This window comes from uncultured Roseobacter sp., from assembly GCF_947492555.1.
Lineage (GTDB): Bacteria > Pseudomonadota > Alphaproteobacteria > Rhodobacterales > Rhodobacteraceae > Roseobacter.
Map to the genome: position 1 here is coordinate 297,848 of NZ_CANLNE010000003.1, position 23,354 is coordinate 321,201.

General features: G+C 61.4%; 22 protein-coding genes. 19 read left to right on the forward strand and 3 right to left on the reverse strand.

Translation table 11 applies throughout. From position 1 onward, the window contains the following. Positions 1 to 239 precede the first annotated feature (239 nt). From Q1A07_RS14560 to ribD, 14 genes are all read left to right on the forward strand, one after another. Complete coding sequence (locus tag Q1A07_RS14560; RefSeq protein ID WP_299783546.1) at positions 240 to 1,658, forward strand: Glu/Leu/Phe/Val dehydrogenase; 1,419 nt, start codon at positions 240 to 242, stop codon at positions 1,656 to 1,658. Between the two features lie 95 nt (positions 1,659 to 1,753). Further along, a complete protein-coding gene (locus Q1A07_RS14565) occupies positions 1,754 to 2,335 on the forward strand; it encodes a DUF6151 family protein (protein WP_299782564.1) in 582 nt (193 codons plus the stop codon). Positions 2,336 to 2,432: 97 nt separating this feature from the next. Continuing rightward, the gene (locus tag Q1A07_RS14570) at positions 2,433 to 3,686 is read left to right on the forward strand and encodes a sarcosine oxidase subunit beta family protein (RefSeq protein WP_299782566.1); all 1,254 of its coding nucleotides are present in this window, start codon (positions 2,433 to 2,435) and stop codon (positions 3,684 to 3,686) included. A 63-nt stretch (positions 3,687 to 3,749) separates the two neighbouring features. After that, on the forward strand, positions 3,750 to 4,010 hold the full coding sequence (locus Q1A07_RS14575; protein WP_299782568.1) for a sarcosine oxidase subunit delta: 261 nt from the start codon (positions 3,750 to 3,752) through the stop codon (positions 4,008 to 4,010). Next, positions 4,007 to 6,943, forward strand: coding sequence for a sarcosine oxidase subunit alpha family protein (locus tag Q1A07_RS14580; RefSeq protein WP_299782569.1), 2,937 nt, complete (start codon positions 4,007 to 4,009; stop codon positions 6,941 to 6,943). The genes Q1A07_RS14575 and Q1A07_RS14580 overlap by 4 nt, the downstream gene beginning before the upstream one ends. Next, positions 6,936 to 7,481 (forward strand): sarcosine oxidase subunit gamma, encoded by a 546-nt coding sequence (locus Q1A07_RS14585; protein ID WP_299782572.1) that lies wholly within the window; start codon positions 6,936 to 6,938, stop codon positions 7,479 to 7,481. Before Q1A07_RS14580 ends, Q1A07_RS14585 begins: the two co-directional genes overlap by 8 nt. 34 nt (positions 7,482 to 7,515) lie before the next feature. Beyond that, positions 7,516 to 7,818, forward strand: a complete 303-nt coding sequence (locus tag Q1A07_RS14590) for a hypothetical protein (RefSeq protein WP_299782574.1) — start codon at positions 7,516 to 7,518, stop codon at positions 7,816 to 7,818. A gap of 71 nt (positions 7,819 to 7,889) precedes the next feature. Then, positions 7,890 to 9,848, forward strand: coding sequence for a DNA primase (gene dnaG, locus Q1A07_RS14595; protein WP_299782577.1), 1,959 nt, complete (start codon positions 7,890 to 7,892; stop codon positions 9,846 to 9,848). Between the two features lie 123 nt (positions 9,849 to 9,971). Continuing rightward, on the forward strand, positions 9,972 to 11,954 hold the full coding sequence (gene rpoD, locus Q1A07_RS14600; RefSeq protein ID WP_299782579.1) for an RNA polymerase sigma factor RpoD: 1,983 nt from the start codon (positions 9,972 to 9,974) through the stop codon (positions 11,952 to 11,954). Positions 11,955 to 12,024: 70 nt separating this feature from the next. Continuing rightward, positions 12,025 to 12,582, forward strand: coding sequence for a hypothetical protein (locus Q1A07_RS14605; protein WP_299782581.1), 558 nt, complete (start codon positions 12,025 to 12,027; stop codon positions 12,580 to 12,582). Between the two features lie 82 nt (positions 12,583 to 12,664). Continuing rightward, complete coding sequence (locus tag Q1A07_RS14610) at positions 12,665 to 12,940, forward strand: HlyU family transcriptional regulator (protein WP_299782582.1); 276 nt, start codon at positions 12,665 to 12,667, stop codon at positions 12,938 to 12,940. Continuing rightward, positions 12,937 to 13,359 (forward strand): secondary thiamine-phosphate synthase enzyme YjbQ, encoded by a 423-nt coding sequence (locus Q1A07_RS14615; RefSeq protein WP_299782584.1) that lies wholly within the window; start codon positions 12,937 to 12,939, stop codon positions 13,357 to 13,359. Before Q1A07_RS14610 ends, Q1A07_RS14615 begins: the two co-directional genes overlap by 4 nt. A 134-nt stretch (positions 13,360 to 13,493) precedes the next feature. Further along, a complete protein-coding gene (gene nrdR, locus Q1A07_RS14620; protein ID WP_195818790.1) occupies positions 13,494 to 13,961 on the forward strand; it encodes a transcriptional regulator NrdR in 468 nt (155 codons plus the stop codon). A 17-nt stretch (positions 13,962 to 13,978) separates the two neighbouring features. Next, the gene (gene ribD / locus Q1A07_RS14625; RefSeq protein ID WP_299783547.1) at positions 13,979 to 15,055 is read left to right on the forward strand and encodes a bifunctional diaminohydroxyphosphoribosylaminopyrimidine deaminase/5-amino-6-(5-phosphoribosylamino)uracil reductase RibD; all 1,077 of its coding nucleotides are present in this window, start codon (positions 13,979 to 13,981) and stop codon (positions 15,053 to 15,055) included. Position 15,056: 1 nt separating this feature from the next. Here the strand turns inward: ribD and Q1A07_RS14630 are convergent, their stop codons facing one another. From Q1A07_RS14630 to Q1A07_RS14640, 3 genes are all read right to left on the reverse strand, one after another. Then, on the reverse strand, positions 15,057 to 17,075 hold the full coding sequence (locus tag Q1A07_RS14630; RefSeq protein WP_299782587.1) for a capsular polysaccharide biosynthesis protein: 2,019 nt from the start codon (positions 17,073 to 17,075) through the stop codon (positions 15,057 to 15,059). A gap of 8 nt (positions 17,076 to 17,083) precedes the next feature. Beyond that, positions 17,084 to 18,217 (reverse strand): polysaccharide biosynthesis/export family protein, encoded by a 1,134-nt coding sequence (locus tag Q1A07_RS14635; RefSeq protein ID WP_299782589.1) that lies wholly within the window; start codon positions 18,215 to 18,217, stop codon positions 17,084 to 17,086. 115 nt (positions 18,218 to 18,332) lie between these two features. Next, positions 18,333 to 19,523, reverse strand: a complete 1,191-nt coding sequence (locus Q1A07_RS14640) for a capsular biosynthesis protein (protein WP_366944101.1) — start codon at positions 19,521 to 19,523, stop codon at positions 18,333 to 18,335. Positions 19,524 to 19,777: 254 nt separating this feature from the next. On the opposite strand from Q1A07_RS14640, the gene Q1A07_RS14645 reads away from it, so the two are divergent. The 5 genes from Q1A07_RS14645 (at position 19,778) to Q1A07_RS14665 (ending at position 22,956) form a co-directional block, all read left to right on the forward strand. After that, positions 19,778 to 20,371 carry a riboflavin synthase gene (locus Q1A07_RS14645; protein ID WP_299782591.1) on the forward strand — a complete coding sequence of 198 codons (594 nt, stop codon included), beginning with the start codon at positions 19,778 to 19,780 and terminating at the stop codon, positions 20,369 to 20,371. A gap of 74 nt (positions 20,372 to 20,445) precedes the next feature. Next, positions 20,446 to 21,570, forward strand: coding sequence for a 3,4-dihydroxy-2-butanone-4-phosphate synthase (gene ribB, locus Q1A07_RS14650; RefSeq protein ID WP_299783549.1), 1,125 nt, complete (start codon positions 20,446 to 20,448; stop codon positions 21,568 to 21,570). A 3-nt stretch (positions 21,571 to 21,573) separates the two neighbouring features. Continuing rightward, positions 21,574 to 22,125, forward strand: a complete 552-nt coding sequence (locus Q1A07_RS14655) for a 6,7-dimethyl-8-ribityllumazine synthase (RefSeq protein ID WP_299782593.1) — start codon at positions 21,574 to 21,576, stop codon at positions 22,123 to 22,125. After that, positions 22,122 to 22,604 (forward strand): transcription antitermination factor NusB, encoded by a 483-nt coding sequence (nusB, locus tag Q1A07_RS14660; protein ID WP_299782595.1) that lies wholly within the window; start codon positions 22,122 to 22,124, stop codon positions 22,602 to 22,604. The genes Q1A07_RS14655 and nusB overlap by 4 nt, the downstream gene beginning before the upstream one ends. Before the next feature lie 43 nt (positions 22,605 to 22,647). Next, positions 22,648 to 22,956, forward strand: a complete 309-nt coding sequence (locus Q1A07_RS14665; protein WP_299782597.1) for a hypothetical protein — start codon at positions 22,648 to 22,650, stop codon at positions 22,954 to 22,956. Positions 22,957 to 23,354 lie beyond the last annotated feature (398 nt).

Here is a 23,354-nt window from a genome sequence, read left to right on the forward strand (position 1 = left end):
TAAAAAGGTTAAAATTTTATCCTTAAATCAGTCCGTTAGCGGCGCTTTTGGAAACGGTGTTGGTTCTGACGAGGCGACTGTTTCGAATTCCGGGACGGCGGCAAGATCGGCGACATGCACGCGTTCTTCGTAAACCGCCCAAAAAACTGGCAATGAACGACTCACCATCATAGGGTGCGATTGTCACCAGACGCAGAACAGTGGCGACCAGCAGGAGAAAGACATTGAACAAGCACAGCATGGAACCGGGATTCAGAGATAGCGTTGACCAGATGTTCAACCGGGCCGTTGGCCTGATGGATCTCTCGCCTGGGCTGGAGGAAAAGATCAGGGTCTGTAACGCCACCTACACGGTGCGTTTCGGTGTCAGACTGCGGGGCAAGATACATACATTTACTGGCTACCGATCAGTGCATTCGGAGCATATGGAGCCCGTCAAAGGCGGTATCCGCTACTCCATGGGCGTCGACCAGGACGAGGTCGAGGCGCTGGCGGCGCTGATGACCTATAAATGCGCGCTGGTCGAGGCGCCGTTTGGAGGCTCCAAGGGCGGGCTCTGCGTGGATCCGCGCGAGTGGGACGAGCATGAGCTGGAACAGATCACCCGCCGCTTTGCCTATGAGTTGATCAAGCGCGATCTGATCAATCCGTCGCAGAACGTCCCCGCTCCCGACATGGGCACCGGCGAGCGCGAGATGGCCTGGATCGCGGATCAGTACAAACGCATGCATACGACCGACATCAACGGCAACGCCTGTGTCACCGGCAAGCCGCCCAATGCGGGCGGGATCGCGGGGCGGGTCGAAGCCACGGGGCGTGGCGTGCAATACGCGCTGCGCGCCTTCTTCCGCGACGAGGAAGGTGTGAAAAAAGCCGGGATGAGCGGCGATCTTGATGGCAAGCGGGTGATCGTTCAGGGCCTTGGTAATGTAGGCTACCACGCCGCCAAGTTCCTGCGTGACGAAGATGGCAGTACCATCATCGGCATCATCGAACGGGATGGCGCCTTGTTTAATCCCGAAGGGCTGGACGTTGACAAGGTGCGCGAATGGATCGCAAAACATGGCGGCATCGCCGGGTATTCGGACATGCACCACGTCAAGGATGGCGCGGCCGTTCTGGAGGAAGACTGCGATATTCTGATCCCCGCGGCGCTGGAGGGGGTGATCAACCTGCAGAACGCGGACCGGATCAAGGCGCCGCTGATCATCGAGGCCGCGAATGGGCCGGTCACTGCCGGGGCCGATCAGGTTCTGCGTGAACGCGGCGTTGTGATGATCCCGGACATGTACGCCAACGCCGGGGGTGTGACCGTCAGCTATTTCGAGTGGGTCAAGAACCTCAGCCACATCCGCTTTGGCCGCATGGGCCGCAGGCAGGAGGAATCGCGCCACCAGCTGATCATCAACGAGCTGGAGCGCCTGTCGCGGGACAAGGAATTGAACTGGGAGTTGAGCCCGGATTTCAAAGAGAAGTACCTGCGCGGCGCGGGTGAGCTGGAACTTGTGCGCTCTGGCCTCGATGACACGATGCGGATCGCCTATCAGTCTATGGCCGACGTCTGGCATGGCCGGGATGACGTGCAGGATCTGCGCACGGCGGCCTATCTGGTGGCCATCGACAAGGTTGCTGCAAGCTATCGCGCGAAAGGCTTGTGAGCCGGACCGACTCTGCGTAATCTCCGCTCCGACAAGGCTCCGGTGACCGCCACGCAAGGCCGCCGGGACCGTCGATTTTCAGGATGGGTGTAGGTATGGCAGACGTCGCGTTTTCTTGTTCCTGTGGTAAGGTGAAAGGGGTTGTTCAAGAGGCCTCGCCCTCGAACGGGTGCCACCTGATCTGCTACTGCAAGGACTGCAGGGCATTTGCGCGGCATATGGATCAGATGGAGGCGCTGGAGCCGGGCGGTGGCAGCCCGCTGGTGCAGGTGCTGCCCGCGCGCATCGAGATCACGCAAGGCGCAGACCAGATCGCCTGTTTGCGGCTCTCGCCCAAGGGGCTGCACCGCTGGTATGCGGCCTGCTGCAACACGCCGCTGGCCAATACGGTGGGCTCCTCCCGCATGCCGCTGGCGGGTATGTGGCGTCCGCTATTCGAGAGTACGGAAGCCTTCGGGCCCGTGGTCACCCATGGGTTCACCAAGGCAGCGCTCCCCGGTGGGCCACGCAAGGACAAGGGGCTGGGGCGCATGATGGGCGGGCTCGCGAAACGCGCACTGGCGGCCTATCTCAACGGCACCGCACGGCAGAGCCCGTTTTTCGATGCCACCGGCGCACCGGTCGCCACCCCCCGGATCATCAGCAAGGACGAACAGGCGGCCGCCTACGCGGAGTAGGCACCGCCGGTCTCTCTGCGACATGATTGGTCGGATTTGGTCGCGGACAGCGCGCAGGACTGCTGTTAGGGTTTGCTGAAAAGCATGGAGAGCGGACGTGAAATTTTCAGGCCTGCGCGTTCTGAAGGAAGGCCTTACCGGGAACAAGGGCTGGACACCGCATTGGCGCGACCCCGCGCCCAAGGCAGAGTATGACGCGGTGATCATCGGGGGCGGCGGGCATGGACTGTCCACGGCCTACTACCTCGCCAAGAACCACGGGATGACCAATATTGCGGTGCTCGAAAAGGGTTACATCGGCAGCGGCAACATCGGGCGCAACACCACCATCGTGCGGGCCAATTACTTTCTGCCGGGCAATTCGGAGTTTTACAGCCATTCGCTGAAGCTCTGGGAGGGGCTGGAGGAGGATCTCAACTACAACGTCATGCATTCGCAACGGGGCATGATCAACCTCTTCCACTCCGACGGGCAGCGCGACGCCTTTGTGCGCCGGGGCAACGCCATGATCAATCAAGGCGATGACGCGATCCTGCTGGACCGGGAGGGCGTGCGCAAACATCTGCCCTATCTCGATTTCGAAAACACCCGGTTTCCGATCTATGGGGGGCTGCTGCACCCGCGGGGCGGCACCGCGCGGCATGACGCGGTAGCCTGGGGCTATGCGCGCGGGGCGGATCAGCGCGGGGTGGACCTGCTGCAGAACTGCGAAGTCACCGGCATCGACATCGAAAACGGGGTCGTGCGTGGCGTGCAGACCACGCGCGGCGCGATCCGGGCCAAAAAGGTCGGCATCGTTGTGGCGGGCCGGTCCGGGCAGGTGGCGGCGATGGCAGGGATGCGCTTGCCGATCGAAAGCCACATCCTACAGGCCTTTGTGACGGAAGGGCTGAAGCCCTGTATCAACCATGTGGTGACCTTTGGCATGGGGCATTTCTACATCAGTCAGTCGGACAAGGGCGGGCTGGTCTTTGGCGGCGATCTGGATTTCTACGCCTCCTACGCCAGTCGCGGCAATCTGCCGACCGCCGAACATGTGATGGAGGCGGGCATGACGCTGATGCCGATGATCGGCAAGGCCAAGCTCTTGCGCAGCTGGGGCGGGATCATGGATATGACGCCCGATGGCTCGCCGATCATCGACAAGACCGACACGGAAGGTTTGTTCATTGATTGTGGCTGGTGCTACGGCGGGTTCAAGGCAGTGCCCGCTTCGGGCTACGCCTTTGCGCACCTGATGGCCAGCGGGCAGCATCACGAAACGGCCAGCGCCTTCCGGCTGGACCGTTTCCGCACCGGGCGGGGCATTCTCGATGAAGAGGGCACCGGCTCTCAGCACAACCTGCATTGAGGTGGATATGATGGATGCCTCCGGCGGGGATATTTGTAGCCAAGAGAAACGGAGGGCGTGTTCATGCGGCTGACCTGTCCCGTCTGCGGTGAGCGTGACCGCCGTGAGTTTTATTATCAGGGGGATGCGGTTGCGCTGGACCGGCCCGCGCGCGACGCTGATGTCGCCGCATGGGACGACTATGTGCACCTGCGCGACAACCCTTCGGGCCTGCGCCGCGAGCTTTGGCATCACGAGGCCGGATGCGGCAGCTGGCTGGTGGTGGACCGGAACACATCGACCCATGAAGTGCATGCCGTGGCGCTGGTGGAGGCACAGGGATGAGGATTGACGGCAAGGGGCTGGTCGACCGGTCAAAAAAGCTGCGCTTTCAGTTCGACGAGATCGGGTATTCGGCCTTTGAAGGCGACACGGTGGCCTCTGCGCTGCTGGCCGCAGGTCAACGCCTGATGGGGCGATCATTCAAGTACCACCGCCCGCGTGGCGTTCTGACGGCAGGTAGCGAAGAGCCCAATGCGCTGGTGACCATAGGGCAGGGCGCGTCACAAGAGCCCAACGTGCGGGCGACGACGCAGGAGGTCTATGACGGGCTGCGCGCCCGCTCGCAGAATGCCTGGCCCTCGCTCAAAACGGATGTGATGGCGGTCAATGATCTGGCCTGGCCGTTTCTGGGGGCGGGGTTCTATTACAAGACCTTCATGTGGCCGCGCGCGTTTTGGGAAAGGCTTTACGAGCCGGTCATTCGCCGCGCCGCCGGTCTGGGCGGGCTGAGCGGGGAACACAATCCGGATACTTACGAGAAAGCCTATGCTTTCTGCGATCTGCTGGTGATCGGCGCCGGACCTACCGGGTTGATGGCCGCACTGACGGCGGGCCGGGCCGGTGCTGACGTGCTGCTGGTCGATGAGGACAGCCGCATGGGCGGCAGGCTCAACGCCGAGACGTATATTGTGGACGGCATGCCGGGCAGCGACTGGGCCACAGAGGCCGTGGCCGAGTTGCGCAGCATGGAGAACGTCCGGCTGATGACCCGGACCACGCTTGTCGGGGCCTATGATCACGGCACCTATGCGGCTCTGGAGCGGGTGAGCAGCCACCTTCGCGGCCCGGCGGAGGGGGCCGCGCTGGAAACGTTTTGGCGTATCGTCGCCAAACGCGCGATCCTCGCGGCGGGCGCCTTAGAACGGCCCATTGCCTTTGAAAACAATGACCGCCCCGGCATCATGACGGCGGGGGCGGTGCGGGCCTACCTGAACCGGTGGGGGGTGAGCCCAGGGCAGCGGGTTGCGGTTTTTGTCAACAATGACGATGCGCACCGGACGGCCGCGGATCTAATTGAGGCCGGCGTAGAGGTCGCCGCCCTGATCGACAGCCGCCCGGATGCCGAACTGAAGGGGCACGCGTTTCCGACCTACGCAGGTGGCCTGGTTACCGGCAGCACCGGGCGTCTCGGCCTCAAGCGCATTGCCGTGAAATCCGACAGTATCACCGAAGAGCTTGAGGTGGATTGTCTGGCGATGTCGGGCGGCTGGAACCCCACGGTGCACGTGACCTGCCATATGAACGGGCGGCCCACATGGCGCGAAGATATCGCCAGTTTTGTTCCCACGCCGGGTAGCGTTCCGGGGCTGGAGGCCGCAGGTGCCTGCAATGGCGATTTCAGCACCGCCGCCTGTCTGGCTGCGGGTGCACAGGCTGCAAAAAACGCGCTTAAGGATCTTGGCCTGAAAGCACCGCGCGGCTCTGTTCCTGATGCGGAGGATGCCGCTTATCGTCTCTCGCCGCTCTGGGCGGTGCCGGGAAAGGGGCGAGCCTGGCTTGATTTCCAGAACGACGTGACGGTGAAGGACGTCAAGCAGGCGGCGACCGAAAACTTCCGTTCCGTCGAGCACATGAAGCGCTATACCACGCAAGGGATGGCCACCGACCAGGGCAAGAACTCCAACGTGGCGGCCCTGGCTTTGCTCGCCGATGCCACCGGGCGGGGGATCCCTGAAACGGGAACGACGACCTTCCGCCCGCCTTTTGTCCCGGTATCGCTTGCGGCCTTTGGGGCGGGCGCGCAGGGCGAAGGCTTTGCGCCCCGGCGTCTGACAACCTCTCACCACGTAAGCGTTGCCATGGGTGCGCCGATGATCGAGGCGGGGCTTTGGTATCGCCCCAGCTATTTCCCGAAGCCAGACGAAAGCCATTGGCGGCAGTCCTGTGACCGCGAAGTCGGATATGTACGTAGTGCGGTTGGCATTTGTGACGTCTCGACGCTTGGCAAGATCGACATTCAGGGGCCGGGTGCTGCCGCGCTTCTGGATTTCGTCTACACCAACACCTTCTCGACGCTGAAGGTCGGGCGCGTGCGCTATGGCCTGATGCTGCGCGAAGACGGCTATGTGATGGACGACGGCACCACGGCGCGGCTGGGCGAGCAGCATTACGTGATGACCACGACCACGGCGGCAGCGGGCAGCGTGATGCGACATCTGGAGTTCGTGCATCAGGCGTTGCGGCCCGATCTCGATGCGCGGTTCACTTCCGTGACCGAACAATGGGCACAGTTTGCCGTTGCCGGACCGAAATCGCGGGACCTGCTGAACGATCTGCTGGACGACCGGATCGACAACGACAGCTGGCCCTTCATGGCCTGCGGCACGGCGAAAGTTGCAGGTGTTGACGGGCGGCTTTTCCGCATCTCCTTCTCGGGCGAACACGCCTATGAGGTGGCCGTGCCTGCGCGCTACGGCGAGAGCTTGTTCAAGCTCCTGCTGGAACGTGCCGAGGCGCTTGGTGGCGGCGCTTACGGCATGGAGGCGTTGAACGTATTGCGGATTGAAAAGGGTCACATCACGCATTCCGAAATCCACGGGCGCGCAACCGCCTTCGACATCGGGTTTGCCCGGATGATCAGCGCCAAGAAGGATTGCATCGGTCAGGCGATGGCGGCTCGCGAAGGGCTTCTGGACCCTGACCGGGAGCAGTTGGTGGGTTTGAAACCCGTGGGCGCTGTCAAGGAACTCACCGCCGGGGCGCATCTTTTTGACCGGGGTGCAGAGGCAAAACGCGAGAATGATCAGGGCTATGTGACCTCTGTCAGTTTCTCACCCACGCTGGGCCACTTCCTGGCGCTTGGTTTTGTCAAACGCGGGCCGGAGCGGGTGGGCGAGACCCTGCGTCTCGTCGATCATCTGCGCGGGATCGAGACGGAGGTAGAGATTTGCGCCCCGGTCTTTGTCGATCCGGAAGGAGGGCGGACCCGTGGTTGACCTGCTTGCGAAAAGCCCCTGTGCGGGGTTGCTGCCGATCACGATTGGCGCGGTTTCAGTGACCGAGATTGATCTTGGGCACCTGACCTCTATCGCCCCTTACCGGGGGATGACCGTAACGGCGTCCGATGCGTTTACAGCCGCGCATGACATGAGCTATCCGGCGGCCAACCGGGCAACCGGCAAGGAGGGCGCCCGCGCTCTCTGGTTCGGGCGCGATATGGTCCTGTTGGCGGGGCCGCCCCCTGATCCGACGCTGGCAGGGACGGCGGCGCTGACGGATCAAAGCGACGCCTGGGCCAGTGTCACGGTTACCGGGGAAGGGGCCGAGGAGGTGCTGGCGCGGCTGGTGCCGATTGACCTGCGGGCGGCGCATTTCAAGCGGGGTCATACGGCCCGGACGCTGATCATGCATATGAACGGATCGGTCACGCGGACCGGGGCAGACAGCTTCCTGATCCTCGTGTTCCGCGCCATGGCCGGCACATTGGTGCACGATCTGAAACAGGCTATGGAAGCTGTCGCAGCGCGCGGGTAAGATGCGCCCATCGAAATGGATGCGGAGAGTTTAAATGTTGCGTTTTGTACTGGCGGGAACCCTTACCCTGACCGCCCTACCTGCGGTTGCACAGGATGAAAAGGAAGTCAGCTGCGGCTATCAGGCGGATGTTGTGGCGGCCGTGCGTCAGGCGCGTTTAGACCGCGTCCGGGAAGCCAAAGTGAAGGAAACGGTGCTGGCCAGTGACCCGGCTTGGCCTGTGAAGTTCAACAACGCCATCCCTTTGGTCACCCCCTGGATCTACGAAATGCCGCGCAAGGACGTGCGCGACAACGATCTGGCCCAGGTCTGGAAAGACGCCTGCCTCGCGCAGTGATGCCGCGCGCCCCGCGGTAATTTAGCGGGCGGCCACTGGACTCTGCCAGGGCCTGGCCTGATACTTGCGCCATGAGCCTGCCGCCCGGATTTCTTGATGAATTGCGCACCCGTTTGAGCCTGACATCAGTTGTCGGGCGCAAGGTCATGTGGGATCAGCGCAAATCCAATCAGGCCAAGGGTGATATGTGGGCGCCATGCCCATTCCATCAGGAAAAATCCGCCAGTTTCCACGTCGATGACCGCAAGGGATTCTACTATTGCTTTGGCTGTCACGCCAAGGGGGACGCGATCTCCTTTGTGCGCGAGACGGAGAATGTCGGTTTCATGGAAGCCGTAGAAATTCTGGCGCGCGAGGCGGGCATGCCGATGCCGGCGCGCGACCCGCAAGCCCAGCAAAAAGCAGATAAACGCACCCAACTGGCAGAGGTGATGGAGCAGGCGGTCAAGTTCTTCCGCCTGCAACTGAATACCGGGGCCGCGGCAGAGGCGCGCGCCTATCTGGAGCGGCGCGGGCTGGGGGCAGAGACGCTGGAGCGGTGGGAGATCGGCTTTGCGCCGGATCAGTGGCAGGGCCTCTGGGATCATCTCAAGGCAAAGAATGTCGAAGATCAGCTGATCCTGGATGCAGGGCTGGCCAAACCCTCGTCCAAGGGGGGCAAGCCCTATGACACCTTCCGGTGCCGCATCATCTACCCCATTCGCGATGCGCGGGGACGTGCGATTGCCTTTGGCGGCCGCGCGATGGACCCCAATGACAACGCTAAATACCTGAACTCCCCGGAAACCGAGCTCTTTGACAAGGGGCGCAGCCTGTACAATCAGGGCCCCGCGCGGACAGCCGCCGGGAAGGGTCAGCCGCTGATCGTGGCCGAGGGGTATATGGATGTCATCGCCCTGGCCTCAGCCGGTTTTGAAGCCGCCGTGGCCCCGCTCGGCACCGCGATCACGGACAACCAGTTGCAGATGCTCTGGCGGATCGCGCCCGAACCGATCATTGCGCTGGATGGCGATACGGCGGGTCTGCGCGCGGCGATGCGGCTGATCGATCTGGCGCTGCCGCTGCTGGAGGCGGGGCGGTCCTTGCGGTTCGCGATCATGCCGCCGGGTAAGGACCCCGACGATCTGCTGCGCGAGCAGGGTGCGCCTGCCTTGCAAAAACTGCTGGATGAGGCGCTGCCGATGGTACGGTTGCTCTGGCAGCGCGAGACCGACGGCAAGGTCTTTGACAGTCCGGAGCGCAAGGCCGCGCTCGACAAGGCCCTGCGCGACCGGATCATGACCATCAAGGACCCGTCGATCCGCAGCCACTATGGTCAGGAAATCAAGGACTTGCGGTGGCAGCTGTTTCGGCCCGCGCGCCCGTCAGGTGGGGGTAAGTCGGGCAAGGGGCAGGGGCGCTGGAAAGGCGCACCGGCAAGTGCTTTGGCTTCGACCAAGGCCTCTGTGCTTGCCGCTTCGGACGACAGCCGCACCGCTGAACATCTGCGCGAAGCGGTTATTCTCGCGGCATTGGTGACCTGCCCGGAGGTGATCGAGCCTTTCGAGTCCGGCATCGAGCAGATGCGCTGCACCGATCCGCTCCACGCCGACCTGCGGCAACTGTTGCTGCGAGATATGGACCTGGATGCCGATACCCTACGCACCCGTATATCCGATGCTCTTGGCGCCGAGACCCTTGAAAACCTGCTGGCCCAACGCCATGTCGCCATTGTGCCGTGTATCCGGTCCCCTGGGGATGTGGAAAAGGCGCGCATGACGGTGGCCGAAGAGCTGGCCAAATTGCACAGCGCACGGGGCCTCGACGCAGAAATTGCCGAAGCAGTTGAAGACCTCAACGGCGTGGCGGACGAGGGTCTGACCTGGCGGTTGTCCGAAGCCGCGCAGGCCGCGGACCGGGCCCGCAGAAGCGGGCAGGAGGACACGGCAGAATACGATCTGGGCGACAATGGTGCGCGAATCAGTCGGGAGGAACGGGGTGCGCTGGACGCATTACTTGATGCCATTAAGCACCAGAAACCGGGTGGTTAACCATATTTGAACGGGAAACCGGCAGAAAAAGAAGGTAAACGGGTGGCCGAATCACCCAAAACCACTAGATGATTCCCTAGTGATTCGGGCGAGCGAATCGATGAGACCCTTGAGGAGCAGTGCATGGCCGCCAAAGACAGCAACACCGATGCGAAACCAGACGATCAGGACGCAGGCCATTCGCTTGATATGAGCCAGGCCGCCGTCAAGAAGATGATCGGCGAGGCGCGCGAAAAGGGCTACATCACCTACGATCAGCTGAACACGGTGTTGCCGCCGGATCAGGTGAGTTCCGAACAAATCGAAGATGTGATGTCGATGCTGTCCGAGATGGGCATCAACATCATCGAGGACGAAGACGCCGAGGAAGAAGAAGCCAAGGGGTCGACAGAGCTGACGACCACCGAAGGCACGCGTGAGGTCACGCTGGGCTCCGGCACCTCCGAAAAGCTGGACCGCACCGATGACCCGGTGCGCATGTACCTGCGCGAAATGGGCTCGGTCGAACTGCTGAGCCGTGAGGGCGAGATTGCGATCGCCAAACGCATCGAGGCGGGGCGCAACACCATGATTGCCGGGCTGTGCGAAAGCCCGCTGACGTTCCAGGCGATCACGATCTGGCGCGACGAATTGCTGTCCGAAGAAATTCTGCTGCGCGATGTGATCGACCTTGAGGCGACCTTCGGTAACCAGATGGACGAAGATGGCGCCGTTGACGAGCCTGTGGTTGCCGCCGATGGCACGGCAGAGAAAAAGGAAGAGGCCAGCCCGGAACTGGACGCCGATGGTAACCCGATTGCCCAGGACGATGATGACGATGATGACGATCAGGCCAACATGTCGCTGGCGGCGATGGAGGCCGCGCTGAAGCCACAGGTGCTCGAAGCGCTCGATATCATTGCCGACGATTACGTCAAGCTCAGCGAGATGCAGGACAGCCGGATTTCCGCGACGCTGAACGAGGATGGCACCTTTTCGCAATCGGACGAAGACCTCTACCAGAAACTGCGCTCGGAAATCGTGCTGCTGGTGAATGAGCTGCATCTGCACAACAACCGTATCGAAGCCCTGATCGACCAGCTTTACGGTATCAACCGCCGGATCATGCAGATCGACAGCTCTATGGTGAAGCTGGCAGATCAGGCACGGATCAACCGCCGGGAATTCATTGATGAATACCGCGGCTACGAGCTCGACCCGAACTGGATGGAGCGCATGGCCGAGAAATCGGGCCGGGGCTGGCAGATGTTCATCGAACGCTCCACCGACAAAGTCGAAGAGCTGCGCACGGATATGGCGCAGGTCGGCCAATACGTCGGTCTCGATATCTCTGAATTCCGCCGCATTGTGCAGCAGGTTCAGAAGGGTGAGAAAGAAGCGCGCCAAGCCAAGAAAGAAATGGTCGAGGCGAACCTGCGACTGGTGATTTCCATCGCCAAGAAATACACGAACCGCGGGTTGCAATTCCTTGATCTTATTCAGGAAGGTAACATCGGCCTGATGAAGGCGGTAGACAAGTTCGAATACCGTCGGGGCTACAAATTCTCCACCTATGCGACCTGGTGGATCCGTCAGGCGATCACGCGGTCGATTGCGGATCAGGCGCGCACGATCCGTATCCCCGTGCACATGATCGAGACGATCAACAAGCTGGTCCGGACCGGTCGCCAGATGCTGCACGAGATCGGTCGCGAGCCGACGCCGGAGGAGCTGGCCGAGAAGCTGCAGATGCCGCTGGAGAAGGTCCGCAAGGTGATGAAGATCGCCAAGGAGCCGATCTCGCTGGAGACGCCGATTGGCGACGAGGAAGACAGCCAGCTGGGCGATTTCATCGAGGACAAGAATGCCGTTCTGCCGCTGGACAGTGCCATTCAGGAGAACCTCAAGGAAACCACAACCCGGGTGCTGGCCTCGCTCACACCGCGCGAGGAACGTGTACTGCGTATGCGTTTCGGCATCGGCATGAACACCGACCATACGCTTGAAGAGGTAGGTCAGCAGTTCAGCGTGACGCGCGAACGTATTCGTCAGATCGAGGCTAAAGCGCTGCGTAAGCTCAAGCATCCCAGCCGGTCGCGCAAGTTGCGGAGCTTCCTGGATCAGTAACGAGGCAACATCCCGCCTTCAGGTCCCGGGCGTATGGTTCAAACTGTCAGCGCTGTCTTTGCCGATAGCAGTGCTTGTTGGACTAGCTTCCGTCGTATTTGTTCATCACTTTCCGGTGGTTCGCTATATTTCGAGCCCTGAATGGTTTAAGTCGACCCGTATCCTTTTCGGCCCTGTGTTGTTGGCAGTAACTTACGCTCAGGTCTGGGTTGTTTGGTGGGACACCAAACGCCTGGATGAGATGGCACAAGCGCAATGGGCGCGCCGGGGCAAGAAAGGTGCTTTGCTGACTTTTTCAGATAAGCCATTAAAGGGGCTCGCAATGCTTCTGTTCGCGCCGCTGATGTTGTGGTGGTGCTATGCTTCCATAGCTTTTACCTGGCTGCCAATGGTATCGCTGGTGACAACGAGCGAACCTATACAGTATAAATTCGTCGTCAAAGAACTGAGGACGCCGTCACGCGGTCCGAACAAATTGATGTTTCAGGATCATCACTGGACATATGGCGGTATTCCACATCCCAATGAATTTCTTGTCCCGAGCCCGCAGCGAGGCGACATGGTCCGCCTGGTCGGAAAAGGCAACCGCTGGGGAATGTTCTACACCGACATGGAGTTGGTCAAGTAGGAGTGACGACCTGCTCCGCTCCCCGGCTTTCCCCGCGCGCCCCGCCGCGCTAGGCTTTGCAAAAGGAAACGAGGGAGAATCCATGTTATTACTCAAAAAGCTCTTCGGCGGTGGAGGTGGCTCGGAGGTCGAAGCCTCCAGTGAGAACTACGAAGGCTTCCGCATCACACCGACGCCCATCGCCGAGGGCAACACCTACCGCGTTGCTGCGACCATTGAAAAAGAAGTGGACGGCGAGATGCGCAGCCACAAGCTCTTACGCGCCGACACGTTGCAAGGGCGGGACGAAGCATTGGCGGCTTGCATCCGCAAGGCAAAACAGGTGATCGATGAGCAGGGCGAGCGGATTTTTAGGTGACTGGCAACCAAACGGTGGAGATCACCATCGCCACCGGCGGTCAGGGGCTCTACGAGTTCACGGATCGGATCCCACATCTGACAGGGTCCGGGCTACTCACGCTCTTCATTCGGCACACCTCGGCCAGCCTGCTCATTCAGGAAAACGCGGACCCGGAGGTGCAGACGGACCTTGCCAATTTCTTTGCCAGATTGGTGCCGCCGGCCACTGATCCGTCCATGTCCTATCTGACCCACACCTACGAGGGTCCGGACGACATGCCTGCGCATATCAAGGCCGCGCTGCTGCCCACGCATTTGTCGATCCCGGTCACGGACGGGCAGATGATGCTGGGCACCTGGCAGGGGATTTACCTCTTTGAACATCGCGCGCGGCCCCACACCCGCCGCATTGCGGTGTCATTTCTGAGCAACGGCTGAGAGTGCATTTCGCCTACCACATGTTGGTGCACAAATCCCCCCTACCCAAAACTTAGGCGCTCGCCTATAAGTGTGGATAAGTGGGGCGGCGATCCCACAAAGAGGCAGATAGACAACATGAAGGGGGACGGCCCATGCGCTGCCCGTTTTGCGGAAACATTGACACTCAGGTGAAAGACAGCCGGCCCGCGGAGGATCACGTATCGATCCGGCGCCGTAGGTTCTGTCCGGCCTGCGGCGGGCGGTTCACGACCTACGAACGGGTACAGCTGCGCGATCTGGTGGTGATAAAATCCAACGGCAAGCGCGAGGATTTCGACCGCGACAAGCTGGAACGGTCCATCCGCATCTCGATGCAGAAACGCCCGATTGATCCCGATCGGATCGACCAGATGATCTCCGGCATCGTGCGGCGGCTGGAAAGCATGGGCGAGACGGACATCAATTCCAAGCAGATCGGCGAGATCGTGATGGAGGCGCTGGCACGGATCGACACCGTCGCCTATGTGCGTTTTGCCAGCGTATACAAGAATTTCCAGGCTGCGGATGATTTCGATAAATTCGTCAGCGAACTGCGGCCGGACGTGCCACCGGAAGAGTGAGCGCGCGCGCCCGCTTCATGGCGCATGCGCTGTCGCTGGGGCGGCGCGGGCTGGGGCGGACCTCGCCAAATCCGGCTGTCGGCTGTGTCATCGTCAAGGCCGGGCGCGTGATCGGTCGGGGTTGGACCAAACCCGGCGGCAGGCCGCATGCGGAAACCGAAGCTTTGGCGCAGGCGGGGGCGGCCGCGTTGGGGTCTGATGTCTATGTCACCCTGGAACCCTGCGCGCATCACGGCAAGACGCCGCCCTGTGCGCAGGCGCTCATTGATGCTGGTGTGGCGCGGGTTTTCGTCGCCGCGGAAGACGTTGATCCGCGGGTTGCAGGGCAGGGATGCGCGATGCTGCGCGCGGCGGACATAGAAGTGCACGTCGGTCTGCTGGAACGTGAAGCACGCGCGGCCAATGTTGGGTTCTTCACTCGCCTCGAAATGGATCGGCCCTTCGTGACGCTGAAACTAGCGAGCAGTTTTGACGGGCGCATTGCCACGGGCACCGGCGAAAGCCAATGGATCACGGGGCCAGACGCCCGTCGTGTCGTGCATGCCATGCGGGCGCGCCATGATGCGGTCATGGTAGGCGGCGGTACAGCCCGCAAAGACGATCCCAGCCTGACAGTGCGGGGTCTGGGCGTCGACTGGCAGCCGGCGCGGGTTGTGGTCAGTCGCCGTCTCGACCTGCCGTTGATGAGTGGTCTGGCCCGCACGGCAAAGGAGGTTCCCGTGATCCTCTGCCACGGTCATGATGCGGATACGACGCTGATGCAGACGTGGAACGATCTGGGTGCCACGCTTTTGTCCTGTGCTGCAAAGGGCGGGCAATTGGACCCGCAGGACGTGTTGCGTCAGCTGGCATCGCACGGGCTCACGCGGGTGTTTTGCGAGGGTGGCAGCGCGCTGGCCGCGAGCCTGATCGAGGCGGATCTGGTGGACGAGTTGGCTGGTTTTACGGCGGGCCTCGCCATCGGCGCAGAAGGGCTGCCGTCAATAGGTGCCTTGGGTCTTGGCCATCTGGCGCAGGCGCAGCGCTATGTGCTTAAGCAAAACCAGACTGTCGGAGGAGACGTGATGCACATCTGGCAGCGCGCATCCAAGTAACTCACCCCCGCCAGAGATGCGCACGGCTGGCCAGAAGTCCTTGAAGCTTTGACAGAAGTCGGTTCGTGGGGCCGGGCAGGGGGAGATCGCCCGCCGCCAGCCTTTCAACGGCCACTTCGACCGGGCAGGGCAGGCCGGTCTTTGGATCAACGTAGCGCGGATAGTCGATCAGCGTCGCGTGAACCAGCCCGGCAAGCGAGGGTGTGGCGCGCCGTCGTGGCGGTATGTCCCCAAGGTCCGTGGTCAACCCCCAGCCTGCGTAAAACGGCACGCCCAGCGTGGTGACAGGCAGGCCACGCAACAGGGCCTCGAACCCCAGCAGCGAGGTCATGGTCCAGACCTCCTGCACTTGATCCAACAGTGCAAGGACATCCGCCTTGGTCGCGATGTGATCCGCCAGATCGGAGGCGTCACAGGTGCCAGCCCGCAGACCTGCTTCGACATCCGGGTGGGGCTTGTAGATGATCTGCGCTTCCGGGTGCGCCGCCCGGACCGCCTTAAGCAGATCGAGGTTGCGGGAAACGGATGTTGTGCCGAGCCTGATGGACGCGTCATCTTCGACCTGCCCCACGACGAGAATGCGGGGGCCGTCCGGCAAGGGGTCCGTCGCGCCGCCAAGGTTGTATTTGGTGACGCGCCTGCGCACCAGCTGCCGGATCAGAGCGTGCGCCCGCGCCTCCTGATCTGGTCGCAGCTGCGTACGGCTGGAGATCATCGTTTCCAGACGGCTTGGTGCGTTGGGGTCGTAGTAGATGCCCAGATCGTCAACAACAAGCGAGAGCGGTGGCACCAGCTCCGCCCCCAACCCGCGCGAGCGCAAGAACCCGTCCTCCACGCGCAGGGCGTCGCGGTGACCGACGGCAGCCTTGCTGGCCCAGACCATCCACGGCCGATCCGTGGCGCGCGCCTCTGAAGGCCGTTCTTCGAAGATCACCGTTTTGTGCTGGCCAAAGAAACGTTGCAGCGGCGCGCGTTTCCAAAGGCGCATACCGGAGGCGACCCAGCCTTTGTGGTCCTCGCGCCAGGCGCGCGCCTGCGCGGCCATCGCCTCCATTGCAGCGCCCAGATCGCAGAGGCGATCCGCGTAAGGATCATACCATTTCGGGTAGAGCATCATGGTTGCTGCAAAGAGTTGCGCGCGGGTCAGGGTGCGCTGACGCCGTTGCACCGGAAATTCGTCCTGCGACAGCCCCCAGCCAGCGTAGAAGGGCTGCCCGAAGAGCCGGGGGCGATGGCCTGCAAAGATTGCCTCGAACCCCAGTTGTGACGAGACGGTGTAGACACCGATGGCCCCTTCAAACAGTATCCAGGGGCTGACTGGGTCGGTGAGAAAACGTACCCGTTCAGAGAGGTCTTGATCTTCGAAATAGCCCTGGCGAAACCCGGCTAGGGTTTCCGGGTGGGTCTTGATGACGATAGGCGCACCGGGGTGTTCTTCCTGCGCGACAAAGAGCATTTCCAGAAACCGGTTCCGATCCGCGCCGCTGGCGGTCACCGAGGCATCGCCGCGGGTTTGATCCAGCACCAGAACATAGCCCGGGGGCAGGGGCGGCAGCGCGGGATCGACCGCGCTGAACTTTGTCAGATGCGCCTCCTGCAGGCGTGCGATTGCGCCGCGCGCAGTGTCCAGCAATGCCGTGTCGTCCAGCGGATGATTGCCCAGCAGATCTTCGAGGTCCGAGACCGTTGAAGGATCGTAATGCACGCCCGCATGATCAATCAGCAACCCCATCGGCGGCTCACCCACGCGGCCGGGATACAGCGAGCGCAGCCAGGCGTCCTCGACCCGAACCAGTCCGCTGCCCTTGCGGTCTGCGATGGCCTCGCCCCGATGTGCCGTCGGGCTCATGCCCCAGACCCCCACCAGATCGCCGTCTCCGGGGGTGCCGATCTTTACGTCGTATCCACTGAGCCGCAGGATGCGACGTATGCGCTTTTGCGTCAGGAAACCGCCGTTGTAAACGTAAAGCCGCCGGGCAGTTTCCTGTCCGGCGGTGCCTGGGTCACCCGTCGTGCCCATAAGAGGCGTCAGTTGGCCAATTGGTCGATGGAGGCGGCAGGTCCGACAAGCGAGCCGAAGACAGCGGAGACAGCCTTGTTCCATTGTGCCAGCGGTGCTTCGGTAACATAGAGCGTGTCGCCGTCGCGGATTACGAAATCGCGGGCCACGAACATGCCATTGGGTTCCGTGAGGTCCAGCAGGTAGATCATGCGCTGCGCACCGATGAGGTCGTCACGCCCCAATACCTGCGCTGCCACTTCAGGCGGCTCATTGCGGAAAACAAAAACGCCGGTGGCATCCGACGTTGAAGATACCAGCCCGCCCACCTGCGCTATGGCCTCCAGAGCCGAGAGATTCTGGGACTGAAACGGGACGCGGGCTTGTGCCCCCGTGGCACCAAGCGCGGTAAACGACCGGGTATCTTCCTCGACCAGAATGCGATCGCCGCCGCGCAGAGCGATATCCAACTCGGGATGATTGTAGAGATCCTGGAACCAGATGCGGCTGCGTTCGTGACCGCGGATGACCGTGATCTGCGCAATTTCCGGTTCAATTGTCACGCCGCCTGCCCGGGCCAGCATGGTGGAGAGGGTTCGTGTCGGACGTTCGATGGCGTAAACGCCCTGACCGCCAACGGCCCCGGTCAATGACACGGTTGAGCCATCACCCGCCTGACGGCGTACTTCGACCTGCGGATCGGGCGTCTGTTCTTCAAGCTTTTCGGTGATGATGCGGCGAATGGCCTCCGGCGAGTTTCCGGCAGCGCGGATGCGACCCGCATAGGGTACAAAGATAAACCCGTCGCCATCGACCTGCACACTTTCCAGCAGGGTGGCGTTGCTTGTCTCTGCCGCCAGCAGGCCGTCGTCAACGTTTTCCCAGATCGTCAGCCCCAGAATGTCTCCGGGCTGGATCGTATCCGAGCCGATGCGCGCAGAGTTTTTGAAGCTTTCGGAAAACCCGAGAGCGGGCACAATGGCGATCGCGCGGGTCACGCGATCATTCACCGCGACGACAAATGCGTCCCCCTCTTTCTGAACCGAGCCCTGGTAAATCTGGCGTTTGTTGGGGCCGACGTTCGGCAACCCGCACGATGCCAAGACGGCCAAAGCCGTCACAAGAGCGATGGGGCGCGCCCACCGAATACCGGAAGTTTTCACTGCTCGGTCTCCTCGACCTATTCGAATTCTGCCTCAAATCGCCGGTTTTTTCCGACGTATTTGAGGACAGCCTATCGCATATTTTTTAAAAATCCAGCATTTGAACGGGTTCGGGTCATGTCACCACCCGCAACTGTTGCTCATGCGCCTCGGTCGGGAGGTCGTTTATCTGGTAGGGATCCCGCCCGGACAGCATCAGATCAACCACGCCACGCAGCAATTGGACACGTCCTCGACTTGCGTAAAAGCTCCCCGGTAACTGGCTGGTCTGCAACAGAAAGCTTCTGAATTCTCTGTAGGCTTCCAGATCTGGACGTGCCGGATCAGCAAAGAATTCTGCAAGAGGTTGGTTCGAGACCAATTCTGGTTTATCATACACAGCGTCGCCAAATGCTTTCAGCGGGATGCCTCGCCAGAGCGCTTGCTGACCTGAGGTTGAATTTACGGTCACCGCGCTGCGGGCCTCGTCCAGAATGCCCGCCAGTTTGCCACCGCGCAGGTAATGCACCCGGTCGGAAATACCATGTTCGCGCGCCAGGCGCTTTATGTCGCGGCGCAGGGGCACCCGCCCGTCTTCCAGCGGATGCGCCTTGAACACGAGGTGATGATGTACCGGGGCTCCGACTGCAAACTGCGAGATCACAAGGCGCAGGAAATCTGACTGGGTGTCAAATGGGGCGTGCATCTGAAAGGCGGAATCGTGTTCCAACTGCAAAAGTGTCAGATGGTATGGGAACCTGCCGTTTTGGAGACGAATGGTTGCAAAGCGTCGCTCAAGCGCCTGGAAAGGCATCAGCAAAAGACGTCTGATGTAGAGCCTGAATTCCTGTCCTACATGCAAAGAGCGGTGCGGGCGAAAGCGCGCATATCGCTGGTTCCAGAACATCACAAACCAGTGGTAGAGCGCCCCGTAGAACACATGCTGTCGCATGTCTCCCCAGTGACTTGGCGGGACAGGTGGGTCAAAACTGCCCCGCGCCTGCGCATCCCGCATCGCACCGAGCGGCATGTCCATCAAGGGGGAATGTCCGTTGGCGCCGCCAATCTCGTAACTGACCCAATAGGGGCGCAGATAACCTTCTTCAAAGACATGCACGCGGATGTTGCGGGCCTTGGCGACCATCGCGGCCTGTGCATGCATCCACCGCGTATCACCATAGAGGACAATGTCGGTCACACCCTTGTCTTGCAACAGCTCGGTGATAAAGCCAGTCCACTCCTCCTGTGCCGCGCGAAAGGGAACATAGCTGCGTTTTTGTGGCCAAAAAACGCTGTCACCAGTGTTAAAGCCCACACGCCAGACCATTGCGCCGGCCTTTTGCAACTGACGTCCAAGCTGAAAAAAGAATGGGCCGTGCGGGCCTTGCAGGAATAAAAACACGCGCTCGGTATTTTGCGCGTTGGGGGCTGCAGCCAGGGATTTGGTCACAATTGCAGTTCACTCTTTGCTGTCACCCCGCTGTTCTTATGGCATTTTATGGTCGATGCGGCAAGCGCGGGGTCTTGTCAGTGCGGGCCTGCGCGGCTAACTCACTGAGTACACCCGCCCAGAGAGGTCTCATGTTCACAGGCATCATCACCGACATCGGCAAGATCAGCGCAGTCACCCAGGAAGGCGACCTTCGCGTACGTATCCAGACCGGCTATGACACCTCTGGCATTGACATGGGGGCCTCCATCGCCTCTGACGGTGTCTGCCTGACGGTCGTGGATCTGGGCCCGGACTGGTACGAGGTGCAGGTGAGCGCTGAAACGGTGGGCAAAACCAATCTGAGCACTTGGGTTGCGGGTAAACGCGTCAATCTGGAACGGGCTTTGCGGGTCGGAGACGAGCTTGGCGGTCATATCGTCTCAGGGCATGTCGATGGGGTGGCTGAGGTCATTTCAGTGGCTGAAGAAGGGGATAGTACCCGTGTCGTTCTGCGTGCACCGCCTGATCTTGCGCGGTTCATCGCCCCCAAGGGATCGGTTGCGTTGAATGGCACGTCGCTGACGGTGAACGAGGTGTCAGGCTGCGATTTCGGCATCAACTTCATCCCCCATACGAAAGTCGCGACAACATGGGGCGATGTGGCTGTCGGACATGCGGTCAATCTCGAGATCGATACGTTAGCCCGTTACGTCGCGCGCCTTGGAGAAATGCACAGCACCTGAGCGCAGCGCGCGTCTGGTCAAGGTGCGGGCGCTGCGATATGAGCCAGCCAAGTGAAACGAAAGGCACGCGCGCCATGAGCTTTGAAACACCCGGCCCGGTCGAGAAAGATCTGCGGGCCAGCATCGCACCCATCGAAGAGATTATCGAAGACGCGCGGCAGGGCCGCATGTTCATCCTGGTCGATCACGAGGATCGCGAAAACGAGGGTGATCTGGTGATCCCGGCGCAATTTGCCGATGCCAACGCAATCAACTTTATGGCGACACACGGGCGCGGGCTGATCTGCATGCCGCTCACGGCAGATCGTGTCGAGACGCTGGGTCTGCCGATGATGGCGGTGAACAACTCCTCCCGTCACGAAACGGCCTTCACCGTCTCCATCGAGGCGCGCGAGGGCGTCAGCACCGGCATTTCGGCGGCAGATCGGGCGTTGACCGTGGCCGTAGCCATCAATGAGGATATGGGGCAGGCGGATATCGCCACGCCCGGTCACGTCTTTCCGCTGCGGGCGCGGCAGGGCGGTGTGCTGGTGCGCGCCGGACATACCGAAGCCGCCGTGGACATCAGCCGGCTCGCGGGGCTGCACCCTTCGGGGGTGATTTGCGAGATCATGAAGCCCGATGGTGACATGGCCCGCCTGCCGGATCTCGTGGAGTTTGCCGCCGAGCACGGGCTGAAAATCGGCACCATCAGCGATCTGATCGCCTACCGCCACAAGCACGACAATCTACTGCGCCAGCGCGACGCGCGCACCGTCACCTCCGCCTATGGCGGGGAATGGGATATGCGTATTTTCTCCGACGAGATTACTGGTACAGATCATGTTATCTTGTCGAAAGGCGATATCAGCGCCGATGCCCCGGTGCTGGTCCGGACCCATGCGCTCAACGCGCTCGAAGATGTGCTGGGGCTGGGGCCAAGCCCGGCCGACGAACTGCCCCGCGCGATGGAGATCATCGCCGAAGAGGGGCGGGGTGCCGTGCTGCTTTTCCGGGAGCCGCACCCCAAGTTGCGCCTGGACGAGGATGATGATGACGGCCCGCGTACAATCAAACGCACCGGTGTCGGGGCGCAGATCATGTCCACGCTGGGCCTGAGCGAGCTGATCCTGCTGACCGACAGCCCACAGACAAAATACCTCGGGCTTGAGGCCTATAACCTGACCATCGTGGGCACGCGCCCGATTACCAAGGAGTGATCCATGGCTGTGAATGAAGAGCACTATGTCCTGCCGCGCCCGGAGTTCGACAAGCCGGTGAAAATCCTGATTGTCGTGGCGCCCTACTACAAGGATATCGCCGATAATCTGGTGGCCGGGGCCAAAGCCGAGATCGAAGCGGCAGGTGCCACTTGGGAACTGGTGGAAATGCCCGGCGCGCTCGAAGTGCCGACGGCCATCGGCATCTCCGACCGGCGCAGCAATTTCGATGGTTACGTGGCGCTTGGCTGCGTGATCCGTGGCGAGACCACGCATTATGAAACCGTCTGCAATGACAGCAGCCGGGCCTTGCAATTGCTGGGCCTGCAGGGGCTTTGCATCGGCAACGGCATCCTGACGGTGGAGACCCGGGCGCAGGCCGAGGTGCGCGCCGACGTGCAGGGCCAGAACAAAGGCGGCGGGGCGGCGGCGGCGGCCTTGCATCTGGTGGCCATGGCCCGTAAATGGGCCACCCAATCCAAAGGCATCGGGTTCAAGCCAGCAGGGCAGGACACGCTGATCGCCGGTTCAAGTGACGGATCCAAAACCGCATGACATCGCTGCATGGCAACCTCTCCGGCAACCAGCGCCGGAAAATGAAATCCGCCGCCCGGCTTTATGCCGTGCAGGCGCTGTTCCAGATGGAGCATTCCGCGCAGACCGTCGAAGCGGTGCGGGCGGAATTCCTCGATCACCGGTTCGGCGCGACCTATGACGGCGACGAGATGCAGGACGGCGATGTCGAGCTGTTCGAGGCCGTTCTTGAAGACGCGGTGAACCACCAGGCTCCGATTGACCAGATGACCGACCGGGCGCTGGTGGCGAAATGGCCCATCGCGCGGATTGACCCGACGCTGCGGGCGCTGTTCCGGGCTGCAGGGGCAGAGTTCCAGCGCAAGAACGCGCCTCCCAAAGTTGTGATCACCGAATATGTCGACGTGGCGCGCGCCTTTTTCCCCGATGGCAAGGAGCCAAAGTTCGTGAATGCGGTGCTGGATCACATGGCCCGCGAAGCGCAACCGGAAGCCTTTTGAATTCGCGCGTGACGGCGCTATGATCAGGGCAAAGGAGAAATCCATGCCGCGAGTCGTCAGATTATACGTGAAAAGCGCGTTGACCGGGTTTGCGGCGGCGGGCGCCTTTGTTTTCCTTGTTTTATGGCTGAACGTCGCCAATCTGTGGCATCTTGTGTCCGGCTCGGACGTGGCCGTGATGGCCGTTGCCGTCTTTTGGGTGCTCAACGGCATCGTGTTTTCCGGCGTGCAATTTGCCTGGGCGATCACCGCGATGGCGGACAAACCCGATCCGGGCGATGGCGGTGGTTTCGGCCCCCGGCAGGGGGTGCCCGTGATGGTTGCAGAGACGGTGCGTAAAGAGTCCTGTTAGCGCTATTTCGCGTCATTTGCCTCTGGACATTTCGGCATCAAGTGCCATCTTCTAAGACAAAGGAGACTGGCAATGTTCGATTTCATCCTTCGTTTGATCCGCAGTGCGTTCGCGCAGCCGCAGCGCGAGGAATTGCTGATCCCTGTCCGTGTCGAAGAGAAGCGGGCGCTGCACAAGCGTCGCTGATCCGGTACCGGACTGCCCTCTGAGTGCTAGAATATCTTGCGGGTCTGTGTGACGGGCCCGCTGCAACCGTTTGGTTTTTTATTCCCGAGGACCTGTATATACAGGTGGGCGCCAGGTAACTTGGCCAGGGCCAGGACAGAGCCAGCTCCCTCGGATTTGCTTAAGGCCACTGGAACGTAACCAGTCACGCGAAGAGCAGAACCCGTCACCTG

Coding starts and splice junctions, on each gene's coding strand:
- Q1A07_RS14560 (WP_299783546.1), top strand. CDS start 240: ATGGAACCGGGATTCAGAGATAGCGTTGACCAGATGTTCAACCGGGCC.
- Q1A07_RS14565 (WP_299782564.1), top strand. CDS start 1,754: ATGGCAGACGTCGCGTTTTCTTGTTCCTGTGGTAAGGTGAAAGGGGTT.
- Q1A07_RS14575 (WP_299782568.1), top strand. CDS start 3,750: ATGCGGCTGACCTGTCCCGTCTGCGGTGAGCGTGACCGCCGTGAGTTT.
- Q1A07_RS14580 (WP_299782569.1), top strand. CDS start 4,007: ATGAGGATTGACGGCAAGGGGCTGGTCGACCGGTCAAAAAAGCTGCGC.
- Q1A07_RS14590 (WP_299782574.1), top strand. CDS start 7,516: ATGTTGCGTTTTGTACTGGCGGGAACCCTTACCCTGACCGCCCTACCT.
- dnaG (WP_299782577.1), top strand. CDS start 7,890: ATGAGCCTGCCGCCCGGATTTCTTGATGAATTGCGCACCCGTTTGAGC.
- rpoD (WP_299782579.1), top strand. CDS start 9,972: ATGGCCGCCAAAGACAGCAACACCGATGCGAAACCAGACGATCAGGAC.
- Q1A07_RS14610 (WP_299782582.1), top strand. CDS start 12,665: ATGTTATTACTCAAAAAGCTCTTCGGCGGTGGAGGTGGCTCGGAGGTC.
- nrdR (WP_195818790.1), top strand. CDS start 13,494: ATGCGCTGCCCGTTTTGCGGAAACATTGACACTCAGGTGAAAGACAGC.
- ribD (WP_299783547.1), top strand. CDS start 13,979: ATGGCGCATGCGCTGTCGCTGGGGCGGCGCGGGCTGGGGCGGACCTCG.
- Q1A07_RS14630 (WP_299782587.1), bottom strand. CDS start 17,075: ATGGGCACGACGGGTGACCCAGGCACCGCCGGACAGGAAACTGCCCGG.
- Q1A07_RS14640 (WP_366944101.1), bottom strand. CDS start 19,523: ATGGTCTGGCGTGTGGGCTTTAACACTGGTGACAGCGTTTTTTGGCCA.
- Q1A07_RS14645 (WP_299782591.1), top strand. CDS start 19,778: ATGTTCACAGGCATCATCACCGACATCGGCAAGATCAGCGCAGTCACC.
- ribB (WP_299783549.1), top strand. CDS start 20,446: ATGAGCTTTGAAACACCCGGCCCGGTCGAGAAAGATCTGCGGGCCAGC.
- Q1A07_RS14655 (WP_299782593.1), top strand. CDS start 21,574: ATGGCTGTGAATGAAGAGCACTATGTCCTGCCGCGCCCGGAGTTCGAC.
- nusB (WP_299782595.1), top strand. CDS start 22,122: ATGACATCGCTGCATGGCAACCTCTCCGGCAACCAGCGCCGGAAAATG.
- Q1A07_RS14665 (WP_299782597.1), top strand. CDS start 22,648: ATGCCGCGAGTCGTCAGATTATACGTGAAAAGCGCGTTGACCGGGTTT.